We start from the raw sequence: 12,342 nt of genomic DNA, 5'->3' as shown, positions 1-12,342 counted from the left end.
GTGACCATTACCACCGAGGAGCAGCTCGAAAAGCTCAAGGCCATCGGCCGGATCTGTGCCGTGGCGCGCGATGCCATGGCGGCGGCCATGCGGCCCGGCATGACGACGCTGGAGCTCGATGAGCTCGGCGCGAAGATCCTGGCAGAAAACGGGGCATTGTCTGCCCCGATCGTGACCTATGACTTTCCCGGCCATACCTGCATCTCGGTCAACGAGGAGATCGCGCACGGCATTCCCGGCGAAAGGGTGCTGGCCGAGGGCGATCTGGTCAATATTGATGTCTCGGCAGTCAAGGACGGCGTGTTCGCCGATTGTGGCGCCTCGTTCGTGCTCGGCAGGGGTGACCCGCGCCTCGATGCGCTGTGTCGCGATGGCAAGAAGGCCATGTGGGCCGGCATCCGCGCGACGCGATCGGGCGCGCCGATCGCCGATATCGGCACGGCAATCGGCAAGGTGGCCAAGAAGGGCGGCTATACGCTGATCCGCAACCTCGCCAGCCACGGGGTGGGCGACAGCCTCCACGACGAGCCCGGCGAAATTCCGACCTGGCCGGACCGGTCCGAGCGCCGCCGCATCAGCGATGGCCTGGTGTTCACCATCGAGCCGTTTCTGTCGATGGGCGGACAGATGGCCGAACAGATGTATGAAGACGACGAATGGACGCTGACGGCCGAACCTTTGGCACCATGCGTGCAATATGAGCACACTATCGTGGCGACGCCGCGCGGACCGGTGGTGGTGACGCTGGCGGCCTAGAGCCAGACGAGCAGCATAGGCCCCAGCACAATCGCCGCCAGGCCCAGGACAAAGCGCAAATTGCCGAAGCGGCGCAAAGCCGGCACGCTCAGCATTGTCGAGAGGACGAAGAACCCGACAAGCGCGATGAGGGCCGGCAGCAGCGGATTGAGATTGAGTGCCGTGTTCTCGTTGAGCTGCAGATAGACCATGTGACCGCCGGCGAAGCCGAGCAAGGCCATGATGACCACCGTCACCGCCTTGGCTGTGATGATCAGGGCCATGTCGATGGTGTTGCTGGTCAGTACGAGCGCAATGCCGGACGCCGTAACGTGGACTGCAGCGAGCGTGGCGAAGACGCCACTCCCTACGAGCAGCGGCACGATCTCCGGCGGCGCATAGAGCGGCAGCGACCCGACCATGGGCAGGTTGGCGCCATACTGGGCCAGCAGCAAGATGACATAGAGCATGACCAGCGTGCTGCCGGCAAAGACCAGCAGCGTGACGGCCAGGACCTTGAGCAGGTCTGTCGTGTCCTGTGACATGTTTCCCCCAGCCGGCTTGGCATGACGCCGGATATTACGACATCACGCTGATTCTCAAATGCGATTGCGATTGGCGCCGATGCCCGAGACGGTGCGGCGCTCGCTGCTCCGACGCGATTGCATGATCCGAACCGGCTTGCGGAATTCCTCAGACAATTCGCCTGCGTCGGCGCGATTGTCGAGTTCGGCATAGGGATCGATGCAGGTCTGCGGCATGCCGGGCATTTGCACTGTGTTGAAAGCCGCTGAACGGGGTGTGGTACGCCGGGCGGGGGTCGAACCCGCGACCATTCGATTAAAAGTCGAATGCTCTACCACTGAGCTACCGGCGCCTAGAGCAATGCCCTCTCAGGAACACCGCATGGCGTTCGCGGCGGAACATAGCCGGACTTCTCCGGCTGTCAACCGCCTTGAGCGTCTATCACCAGCGGCGTTCCGTCATAGGGCATGGGCTGGCAGGCCACCGAAACGCGCTCGAAGCGTTCACAGAGCCGGCGAGCGGCAGCCAGATCATCGACCGGGCCCGCGACGAGCCGGGTCGTGGCCGCGTCGGATTGCCCTGAGGTCAGCGGCGCGAGGCCCAGCAGCAGCGGGCCGAACTTGACGTTGAGGTCATTCCAGAACAGGGCCGCATCGGACACCGGCAGCGCTGTACCAAGGGCCACGCCATAGACGTTTGGCGCAGCCAGCGCGGGATTGGCCGCCGATGGCACGGGAGCAGGCAGGGGTTGCGCCGCACCGGCCGGGGGCATGCTGGTCTGGCGAACGGCGACGGAGCCGCCCTCGGTCTCGAAGGTCATCGTTTCGCCGGCGCCGATGGACGAGGTGGTCACCGACCGATCGACTGCGGCGCGGCCGGGCGCCGATTCCAGCATCAGCGGCACCGAGACTTCCAGGGCACCAACGCGCCGAACAACATCGGTGCCGGACTTTTCCTGCAAAGCGAAGCGGCTGAGCAAAATCTGGTTCTCGTTGCGCAGGCGCGTGGTATCCTCGCGCAGGGCAGCCACGTCGCGACGCAGATTTTCGATCGTGGCGCCGGCGACGCGCGGCTGATGCAGCCCGGCAATGACGCCCTGCGGCACCAGCAGCGAGGCATTTGAACCGAAGACGGCGAGGCCCGCACAGAACAGCGCGGTGATGCCCCAAAGCATCACGTCTGATTGCCGGAATTGCTCGGATGCTTTAGCCACCGGAAAAACCTGTCCTGGCGCTGCGAATCGTTCGGTGCGCTCGCCTATAGATTGGGCTTTTCGTTATCGGTTCGCCAACTGTCCTGTGCCATAAATTTGTGAAAATGCTGCCCGAAGAGCGGGCAGATCGGAGTGTGCCTCATGACTGAACTGCTTTCCATCATTCTCGCGGCCGGCGAGGGGACGCGAATGCAGTCTGCCATTCCCAAGGTTCTGCATCCCGTGGGTGGGCTGCCGATCATTTCCCATGTCGCCCGTGCGGCGCGGGAAGCCGGGTCGAGCCGCATTGCCATGGTGACCGGGCCGCGCCATGCGGCAATCCGTGACACGATCAGCGCGCTGGACGGCGATATCGTCCATTTCGAGCAGAGTGTGGCGCGGGGCACGGGACACGCCGCATCCATGGCGCGCGACTTGTTCGAGACGGCAGATGGCTATGTGGTGGTTGTGTATGGCGACCATCCGCTGCTGCGGGGCCACAATTTCCGCGCGGTGCTCGACCGGCTCGACGCGGGGCTGGATGCCGCGATCCTGGGCTTCGAGCCGGTGGACCCCACCGGATACGGGCGCTTCATCACCGATGGGGAACAGTTGCTGGCCATTCGCGAGCACAAGGATGCGAGCGAGGACGAGCGCAAGATCGGGCTTTGCAATGCGTGCCTGCTGGCGTTCCGCGCCGATGTGTTCCGCGATCTGATCGACAAGATCGATACCAACAATGCCCAGGGCGAATATTACCTGACCGACCTGGTCAACCTGGCCAACCAGGCGGGCAAGAAGGTGGGCTACGGCATCGCCGCCGAGGACGACGTGATGGGAGTCAACGACCGCCGGCAATTGGCGCGGGCGGAGAAGCTGTTCCAGCAGGTGCGCCGCGACGATGCCATGCGGGCCGGCGTGACCCTGCGCGATCCGGACAGCGTGTGGTTTTCCTGGGATACCGAGATCGGGCGGGACGTAACCATTCACCCCAATGTGGTGTTCGGTCCCGGGGTTAAAATTTCGGACAATGCAGAAATCCGCGCTTTCTGCGATATCGAGGATGCGGTGATCGGGCAGGGTGCCACTATCGGCCCGTTTGCCCGCATCCGCGGCGGCGCCGATATCGGGCCGGACGTGCACCTGGGCAATTTCGTCGAGGTGAAGAAATCAACGATCGGGGCCGGCACCAAGGCCGGTCACCTGAGCTATCTCGGCGACGCGGAAATCGGCACCAAGACCAATATCGGCGCAGGCACGATCACCTGCAATTATGACGGCGTGAACAAGGACAAGACGATCATCGGCGATAATGTCTTCATCGGTTCCAACGCCTCGCTGGTGGCGCCGGTGACCATCGGTGACGGCGCCTATACGGCTTCGGGCAGCGTTATCACGGAGGACGTGCCTGCCGACGCGCTGGCCCTGGGTCGAGCGCGGCAGGAAAACAAGCCGGGCTATGCGCCCCGTCTCAAGGAACGAGCATTGGCCAAGAAGGCCGCCAAAGGAAAATAAGATGTGCGGAATCGTTGGAATTGTCGGCGATGCGCCGGTGGCGGGTCGCCTCGTGGATGCGCTGAAGCGGCTTGAATATCGCGGTTACGACAGCGCAGGCGTGGCGACGCTGGAAGATGGCGCCATTGCCAGACGCCGGGCCGAGGGCAAGCTGGGCAACCTCGCGACCAAGCTGGGCATGGAGCCTTTGGCCGGCAATGTCGGCATCGGCCATACCCGCTGGGCCACGCATGGCGCCCCGACCGAGAACAATGCCCATCCGCATGCAACCGACCGGGTTGCGGTGGTTCACAACGGAATTATCGAGAATTTCCGCGAGTTGCTGGCCGACCTGGCCAAGGACGGCTACCTGCCCAAGACGCAGACCGATACGGAATCGGTGGCGCTCTGGGTGACGCGCGAACTGGATCGCGGCAGTGAGCCGGAGCTGGCGGTTGCCCGCATGCTCAAGGAACTCAAGGGCGCATTTGCCCTGGCGTTTCTGTTCAAGGGCGAGAATGGCCTGCTGATTGCGGCGCGGCATGGTGCCCCGCTGGCTATCGGCTATGGCGCGACAGAGATGTATCTGGGCTCCGACGCCATGGCGCTGGCGCCATTTACGTCACGCCTTACCTATCTCGAAGACGGCGACTGGGCGGTGATTACGCCCAAGGGCGTGACCATCCGCGACGGCAAGGATGCGATCGTGCAGCGCGAGCAGCAGCTGTCGCAGGCTTCGGCGCTGCTGGTGGACAAGGGCAATCATCGCCACTTCATGTCCAAGGAAATCTACGAGCAGCCGGAGACCATTTCGCACACGCTCAGCCATTACGTGGACATGGGCGCCGAAAAAGTGGCGATCCGAGAGAGCTTGCCGTTTGATTTTGCAGAGCTTTCCCGACTGACCATGAGCGCCTGTGGCACCGCCTACTATGCCGGTGCCGTCGCCAAGTACTGGTTCGAGCGCTATGCGCGTTTGCCGGTGGATATCGATGTGGCGTCCGAGTTCCGCTATCGCGAACCGCCGTTGGAGAAGAACGGGCTTTCGCTGTTCATCTCCCAGTCGGGCGAAACTGCCGACACGCTGGCCGCCCTGCGCTATTGTGCGAGCCAGGGCCAGCATGTGGCAAGCCTGGTCAATACGCTCGAATCCACCATTGCCCGGGAATCGGGTGTCGTGTTTCCGATCCTGTGCGGGCCGGAAATCGGCGTTGCCTCGACAAAGGCGCTCACAGCGCAAATGACGGCGCTTGCCAGCCTGTCCGTTGCGGCGGGCCGCGCGCGCGGTGTGCTGAGCGGGCAGCAGGAAGCGGAAATGGTCCGGGCGCTGACGGCATTGCCCTCGGCGGTTTCGGCGGCGCTGGCGGCCGAAGAGCAGATCATGGAGATTTCCAAGCGCCTGTCCAAGGCCAAGGATGTGCTCTATCTGGGGCGCGGCCCGATGTTCCCCGTCGCCATGGAAGGCGCGCTAAAGCTGAAGGAAATCAGCTATATACACGCCGAAGGTTATGCCGCAGGTGAGCTCAAGCACGGCCCGATCGCCCTGGTGGACGAGGACATGCCCGTCATCGTCGTCGCGCCGTCGGACGAGCTGGTCGACAAGACGCTGAGCAATATGCAGGAAGTGGCCGCTCGCGGCGGCAAGATCATCCTCATCACCGACCCCGAGGGTGCAAAGACGGTGGGGCATGGCGTGGCGGATATCATCGAAATCCCGCATGTCCATCCGTTCGTCGCGCCGATCCTGGCCACCATTCCGGTGCAGCTGCTGGCCTATCATACAGCTGTGTTCATGGGCACCGATGTGGACCAGCCGCGCAATCTGGCGAAGTCCGTGACCGTGGAATAACACCTGGCCGGAGGGCGGGGATAAGTTTGCGGTCTTTTGGGCCCGGGTGGGACGGGTTTCGCGTTCTTGCGGCGCGCTCTGTGCCCGTCACCCCGCCCTTCTGCCGGTACGGGAGAGGGGGTGACGGCACCAAAAGATTAGCCCTTCAGCCTGCCCGGATCAGGGGCAGGGCCAGGTGTTTTCTGAACAGATACAACAGCGTACGTGTCTTCTCGCCCTCTTCGCCGGTGAGGCCGGGATTGCGCTCGAAGAGCGCCCTAGCGTCATCATGGGCAAATTCGAGCAGGTGGCGGTGCACGTCCGGCACTGCAAGGCGATAACCTGGCATGCCGGATTGCCGCGTCCCGAGGAGATCGCCCTGGCCGCGCAGTTCAAGGTCGCGCTCGGCAATGACGAAGCCGTCTTCGGTTGATTTTATCGTTTCGAGACGGGCCTTTGCGGTTTCGCTGAGTGGGTCCTTGTAAAGCAGCAGGCAGGCGGAGCGCTGCGAGCCGCGACCGACGCGGCCGCGCAATTGGTGCAACTGCGCCAAGCCAAACCGCTCAGCATGTTCGATGATCATGATCGAGGAATTGGGTACGTCGACACCCACTTCAATCACGGTGGTAGCGACCAAGAGCTTGATTTCATTGGCCTTGAAGCGGTCCATGACCTCCTGCTTGGCAGCGGCGGACATGCGGCCATGGACCAGGGCGACCTGATCACCGAAGACTTTCTGCAACTCGGCAAAACGATCCTCGGCGCTGACAACCTCCAGCGTCTCGCTTTCCTCTACCAGCGGACAGACCCAATAGGCCTGGGCGCCTTCGGCAAGGCGGGATTGCAGCCGGGAAATGACGCGTGCGTAGTCGTTGATAGAAAGGACAGCGGTATCAATAGGTTGGCGTCCCGCCGGCTTTTCGCGGAGGATGCTGACTTCCATGTCGCCGAAATGGGTGAGCACCAGCGTTCGGGGAATGGGGGTGGCGGTCATTACCAGAAGGTCGGTATGGCGGCCCTTGTCGGACAAAGCGAGGCGCTGATGGACGCCGAACCGGTGTTGTTCATCAACGACGGTAAGGCCCAAGTCCTTGAATTCTATGTCGGATTGGAAGAGGGCATGGGTGCCGACCACGATGGAAATGGTGCCGTCGGCGAGGCCGACAAGGATTTTGCGGCGCTCGGCGGCCGGCATCTTGCCGGTCAACAGGGCGCACGTGATGCCAGCGGCGTCACAAAGCGGCTTGATCGTCCTAAAGTGCTGGGAGGCAAGCAATTCCGTTGGCGCCATCAGCGAGGATTGAGCGCCGGATTCGGTCATCGCCGCCATGGCCATGAGGGCGACAACGGTCTTGCCGGAGCCGACATCGCCTTGCAAAAGCCGGCTCATCCGCGTGGGTGACGCGAGGTCCTTAAGGATATCCTCGAGCGCAGCCTTTTGTCCCTCCGTCAACGAAAACGGTAGCAGACTGTTGACCTTGAGCGTCGCATTTCCGGAGAAACGCCGCGCAATGCCACGCTCGGACACCATGGTGGAGCGCACGATCTGCAGGGTGATCTGGCCGGCAAGGTATTCGTCATAGGCGAGGCGCTGGCGCGCGGGAGCCCAGAGCTCGGCATCGCCCGGATTGTCCGGGAGGTGGACCATGCGCATGGCCGCGGCAAAAGAGGGCCACTTGCGCCGTGCCATTGTAGCGGCATCGATCCATTCGGGGATATCGGGCAGGGTGTCGACGGCCTGGCGGACGAGCTTGGACAGTGCCTTGGAGGAAAGACCATTGGTGAGGGGATAGACCGGCTCGACCAGGGGCAGGGTGGCGAACTTGTCGGCCTCGACGATGTAGTCGGGGTGAGTGATCTGCTTTTCGCCGTTGAAGAAGTCGATCTTGCCGGAAACGTAGCGCTCCTCGCCGACAGGCAGGGCCTTTTCCACCCACCCGCCCTGGGCGCGGAAGAAGACGAGGTTGATGTCGCCGGTGTCGTCATGGGCGAAGACGCGGTGGGGGATATGCGGCTTGCCGCGCGGCGGCGGCTGGTGGCGATCGATGTGGAGGCGGAGGGTGACGACCTGGTTGAGATAGGCCTCGGCAATGCCGACCTGGCGGCGCCTGTCGACGATGCCGGACGGCATGTGCATGAGCACGTCCAGAACGATGGCTTCCTGGCCCTCGGGCGCGCCGAAGAAGCGGGTCAGCAGCGCAGCAAGCTTGTCGCCCACACCCTTGACGGTGTGGAGCGAGCGAAACAGCGGTTCGAGAGCCTCGGGGCGGGACAAAGCGATTCTCCTTGCCCACAAGGTAGGCAAAGGCTCGTTCGGTTAGAAGTCGGTCCGTCAGCCGTGGCGCCTGAGGTCCTCATGCGACCACCAGGTAATCAGGAACAGGCCCAGATCGATCACGCGCACCTGCCGGTTTCGTTCGGCCGTTCGCATCTGCCAGCGTGGCTTGATCTTGAGCACGCCCCTGCGGGTCTTGAAGGTGAGCCAGGACATTTCCATTCCCTCCATTCACCTGAAAGGCCATTCAAGCAAAAGAAGCGGCCATGCGAAACGGACAATCCGGACTGGCCGACGCGTGTCCAGCGCTTGGCTCATGCATCTGCCTGTCATGTTGGTGCGTTGCGGGGCTGACAAGAGCGTCACACGGGCGTAAAGACACGTCCAAATCGGGAACAAACTGCAATCATGGGTGTCCAATGACGGCCGGTGAAGACATTGCCATTCGCCGCAAGCGGCTTCGCTACCGTGCCTGGCATCGCGGCACCAAGGAGATGGACCTCATCCTGGGGCCGTTTGCGGATGCCAATATCGAACGATATGGCGCAGAGGAGCTCGACCGGCTCGAAGCGCTGATGAACGAGGAAGACCCGCCGCTGCTCAAATGGGTCATGCGGCAGGAGGAGCCACCCGAACACGTGGACCGCGTCTTTCTCGAGCAGGTGATCGCCGACCATCAGGCGCGGATCTCGAAATGAACGATCTTTCCGGTATCACTCCGCCTGTGCGCACGCTTTCCAACGTGCCCGACGGCATGCAGCCGATGGTGCTGGCCCAATTGGTCGAACAGCGGCTCAAAGATGCGCCGAACGATGCGGCAAGCCTCGTGTTCGTGGCACGGGACGGGCGGCGCATGCAGCGGCTGGTCGACATCCTGCGGTCGATGCTGCCGGGACATACGATCCTGACGCTGCCAGCCTGGGACTGCCTTCCCTATGACCGGGTGTCACCCAATACCGTCACCATCGCTGCCCGCATGAACACGCTGGCGGCCCTGACGAGCGGAGCCAAGGGCGTGGTTGTGCTGACCGCCGTCAATGCGCTGATCCAGAAGCTGCCGCCGCGCGACTTGGTGGAAAAGATGAGCTTCTCGGCTGCCGTGGGTCGGGTGGTGGACAGTGACAAGCTCGTGGCCTGGGCTGCCAATAACGGCTATCTGCGCGTGCCGACCGTGCGGGAAAGCGGGGAATTTGCGGTGCGCGGCGGGCTGATCGACCTGTTCCCAGCCGGAACCGAGGCACCGCTGCGCTTCGATTTTTTCGGCAGCCAGCTCGAATCCATCCGCACCTTCGACCCGGACAGCCAGAGGACTACCGGCACGCTCAAGCAGGTGGACCTGACACCGATGAGCGAAGTGGTGCTCAACGAGGAAACGATCCGCCGCTTCCGCCAGAATTATACCGCTGCGTTCGGTGGCAATACGGTGGACGACACGCTCTATGCCTCGGTCAGCGGCGGATCGCGATATTCTGGCACCGAACATTGGCTGCCCTTCTTCTACGACCACATGGACCGGCTGGCCGATTATGTCGGCGACGCCCCGTTCGTCTTCGACGACCAGGTAGCGGAAGCCTATGCCGAGCGGGCCACCCAGGTCCGCGATTACTACGATGCGCGCGAAGCCGCCCGCCTGGCGCCGCCCGTGGCGGGGGCAGGAGCCCTCTATAAACCCATCCAGCCGGATCTGCTCTACGATCTCGACGTGCCGCCCGCGGCGCTGGCCGGGGCTTCGGTGATCCAGCTTTCGCCGTTCCTCTCGCCGCAGACGCGCAAGGGCGACGACATGGGCGGCCATATCGCGCCGAGCTTTGCGGCCGAGCGCGCCGCCTCGGACGTCAACCTGTTCGAGGCTGTGGTCAACCGCCTCCTGGCCGAGCGCCGGGAGGGGCGGCGCGCGATCATAGCCTGCTGGAGCGCCGGAACGCGCGATCGCATGGCGCAGGTGCTCAAGGATCATGGCCTGACCAATCCGCGCCTGGCGGAAAACTGGCGCGACGCCGAGACGACGAGCGCGGCAACGACCTCGCTGGTGGTGCTGCCGCTCGAAACCGGGTTCGAGACCAAGGACCTGCTGGTGCTCAGCGAACAGGATATCCTGGGTGAGCGCATCCTGCGGCCACAGCGCAAGAAGAAGGCATCGGATGCGCTGACCGAAGCCGCTTCGCTGAATGCCGGGGACTTGGTTGTGCATGTCGATCACGGTATCGGCCGGTTCATCGGGCTCAAGGTGATCGAGGCAGGCGGGGCGCCGCATGAATGCGTGGAGCTGCAATATGCCGGCGACACCAAGCTCTACCTGCCGGTCGAAAATATCGAGCTTCTGACCCGCTATGGCTCGGATGACAGCTCGGTGGCGCTCGACAAGCTGGGCGGGGTGGCCTGGCAGGCCAAGAAGGGCAAGCTCAAGAAGCGTATCCGCGAAATGGCGGAACAGCTCATCAAGCTGGCGGCGCAGCGCATGCTGGTCAAGGCCGAAGTGGTCGATATCAATCCCGGCTCCTATGAGGAATTTGCCGCCCGCTTCCCCTATGAGGAAACCGAGGACCAGCTCACCGCCATCGAGGCGGTGTTCGACGACATCACCTCGGGCAAGGTCATGGACCGGCTGGTGTGTGGCGACGTAGGGTTCGGCAAGACCGAAGTGGCGCTGCGCGCGGCCTTTGCGGTGGCGCTGAGCGGCAAGCAGGTGGCCGTGGTGGTGCCGACGACGCTCCTGGCACGCCAGCACTTCAAGACTTTCGCCGAGCGGTTCAAGGACCTGCCGGTGCGGGTGCGCCATGCCTCGCGCATGGTGGCCGCCGCCGAGCTCAAGGCCACCAAGGAGGGTCTTGCCGACGGGCAGGTGGATATCGTGGTGGGCACCCATGCGCTGCTCAGCAAATCGATCAAGTTCAACGATCTGGGCCTGCTGATCATCGACGAGGAGCAGCATTTCGGCGTGTCGCACAAGGAACGGCTCAAGGAGCTCAAGGCCAATGTGCACGTGCTGACGCTGACGGCGACCCCGATCCCGCGCACGCTACAGCTGGCGCTGACCGGGGTGCGCGATCTCAGCCTCCTGGCGACGCCCCCGGTGGATCGTCTGACCATCCGCACCTTCATCTCGCCATTCGATCCGCTCTCGATCCGCGAGGCGCTGCTGCGCGAGAAATATCGCGGCGGACAGAGCTTTTATGTGGTGCCGCGCATCAAGGACCAGCCCGATATCGCCGAATTCCTGCGGGTACAGGTGCCGGAGGTGAGCTTCGTGGCCGCCAATGGCCAGATGGCGCCGGGCGAGCTCGATGACATCATGAACGCCTTCTATGACGGCAAGTTCGACGTGCTGCTGGCGACGACCATCGTGGAATCGGGCCTCGATATTCCCAATGCCAATACGCTGATCGTGCATCGGGCCGACCAGTTCGGGCTGGCGCAACTCTACCAGATCCGCGGCCGCGTCGGACGCGGCAAGCAGCGGGCCTATGCGCTGTTCACGGTGCCGCCGGACCGCAAGCTCACCGACACCGCCGAGCGGCGACTGGGCGTCTTGCAATCACTCGAAAGCCTGGGCGCGGGCTTCCAGCTGGCGAGCCACGATCTCGATATTCGCGGCGCGGGCAATCTGCTGGGCGACGAGCAATCGGGCCATATCCGCGAGGTGGGCTACGAACTCTACCAGGCCATGCTCGAAGAGGCTGTGGCCAATCTCAAGTCCGGCGAGGAGGATTACGAGGATCGCAACGAATGGAGCCCGACGATCTCGCTGGGCATGCCGGTGATGATCCCGGAAAGCTATGTGCCGGACCTGCAATTGCGCATGCAGCTCTATCGCAAGCTGGGCGACCTCAATGACATTCGCGACATCGACGCGGCCGGGGCCGAGCTGATCGACCGCTTCGGGCCCTTGCCCGAGGAGGTGGAGGCGCTGCTCAAGGTGATCCTGGTCAAGGCGCTCTGCCGACAGGCCAATGTCGAAAAGGTCGATGCCGGGCCCAAGGGGGCGGTGATCACGCTGCGCAACAGCGAATTTCCCAACCCGGCGGGTCTGGTCAAGCTGGTGAGCGATCCGGGCAACCAGGTTCGCATCAAGCCCGATCAGAAACTCGTGTTCGCCCGTAACTGGCCGACCCCGGAACAGCGCCTCAAAGGGGCCGCCGCAATCCTGGCAAAGCTCGCAAAACTGGCCGAGAGCGGGAGCTGAAGCGACCGATTGACGCCGTGAAAGGCATAATCTTTTGGCAAGGGTGATCGGTCATGTTATTGCCCGATTTGAGCCCTTGAAGGGCACTTCAGTTTCGATGGTGGCTCCGC

Annotated in this window: 10 protein-coding genes and 1 tRNA gene; 5 read left to right on the top strand and 6 right to left on the bottom strand. The window is 63.3% G+C overall.

The genetic code is table 11. The features are described from left to right. The gene (gene map, locus VE26_RS07495; protein ID WP_046104393.1) at positions 1-756 is read left to right on the top strand and encodes a type I methionyl aminopeptidase; all 756 of its coding nucleotides are present in this window, start codon (positions 1-3) and stop codon (positions 754-756) included. Here the strand turns inward: map and VE26_RS07490 are convergent. The 4 genes from VE26_RS07490 to VE26_RS07480 form a co-directional block, all read right to left on the bottom strand. Beyond that, positions 753-1,280 (bottom strand): hypothetical protein, encoded by a 528-nt coding sequence (locus VE26_RS07490; protein WP_046104392.1) that lies wholly within the window; start codon positions 1,278-1,280, stop codon positions 753-755. The genes map and VE26_RS07490 overlap by 4 nt on opposite strands. A gap of 54 nt (positions 1,281-1,334) precedes the next feature. Continuing rightward, positions 1,335-1,496 (bottom strand): hypothetical protein, encoded by a 162-nt coding sequence (locus tag VE26_RS18050; protein WP_160297820.1) that lies wholly within the window; start codon positions 1,494-1,496, stop codon positions 1,335-1,337. Positions 1,497-1,537: 41 nt separating this feature from the next. After that, positions 1,538-1,612: transfer RNA gene (locus VE26_RS07485), tRNA-Lys, on the bottom strand. A 69-nt stretch (positions 1,613-1,681) separates the two neighbouring features. Further along, positions 1,682-2,473 carry a hypothetical protein gene (locus VE26_RS07480; RefSeq protein WP_152658756.1) on the bottom strand — a complete coding sequence of 264 codons (792 nt, stop codon included), beginning with the start codon at positions 2,471-2,473 and terminating at the stop codon, positions 1,682-1,684. Positions 2,474-2,614: 141 nt separating this feature from the next. Here VE26_RS07480 and glmU point away from each other — a divergent pair, with 141 nt between their 5' ends. Both glmU and glmS read left to right on the top strand, forming a co-directional pair. Then, positions 2,615-3,967, top strand: coding sequence for a bifunctional UDP-N-acetylglucosamine diphosphorylase/glucosamine-1-phosphate N-acetyltransferase GlmU (gene glmU, locus VE26_RS07475; RefSeq protein ID WP_046104390.1), 1,353 nt, complete (start codon positions 2,615-2,617; stop codon positions 3,965-3,967). Between the two features lies 1 nt (position 3,968). Next, positions 3,969-5,795, top strand: a complete 1,827-nt coding sequence (glmS, locus tag VE26_RS07470; RefSeq protein ID WP_046104389.1) for a glutamine--fructose-6-phosphate transaminase (isomerizing) — start codon at positions 3,969-3,971, stop codon at positions 5,793-5,795. A gap of 145 nt (positions 5,796-5,940) precedes the next feature. On the opposite strand, the gene recG is transcribed toward glmS, so the two are convergent. Both recG and VE26_RS18045 read right to left on the bottom strand, forming a co-directional pair. Further along, entirely contained in the window at positions 5,941-8,049 is a 2,109-nt protein-coding gene (gene recG, locus VE26_RS07465; protein ID WP_046104388.1) for an ATP-dependent DNA helicase RecG, read from the bottom strand. Positions 8,050-8,106: 57 nt separating this feature from the next. Beyond that, the gene (locus tag VE26_RS18045; RefSeq protein ID WP_160297819.1) at positions 8,107-8,265 is read right to left on the bottom strand and encodes a hypothetical protein; all 159 of its coding nucleotides are present in this window, start codon (positions 8,263-8,265) and stop codon (positions 8,107-8,109) included. Between the two features lie 203 nt (positions 8,266-8,468). Between VE26_RS18045 and VE26_RS18040 the strand changes: the two genes are divergently transcribed. Beyond that, the gene (locus VE26_RS18040; RefSeq protein ID WP_046104387.1) at positions 8,469-8,747 is read left to right on the top strand and encodes an FAD assembly factor SdhE; all 279 of its coding nucleotides are present in this window, start codon (positions 8,469-8,471) and stop codon (positions 8,745-8,747) included. Further along, positions 8,744-12,232, top strand: coding sequence for a transcription-repair coupling factor (gene mfd / locus VE26_RS07455; protein ID WP_046104386.1), 3,489 nt, complete (start codon positions 8,744-8,746; stop codon positions 12,230-12,232). Before VE26_RS18040 ends, mfd begins: the two co-directional genes overlap by 4 nt. The last annotated feature ends 110 nt before the right edge of the window (positions 12,233-12,342 follow it).

The organism is Devosia chinhatensis (genome assembly GCF_000969445.1).
Taxonomy (GTDB): Bacteria; Pseudomonadota; Alphaproteobacteria; order Rhizobiales; family Devosiaceae; genus Devosia; species Devosia chinhatensis.
Note: the sequence above shows the minus strand (reverse complement) of the source record. Positions and strands in the feature narration are given on the sequence as shown.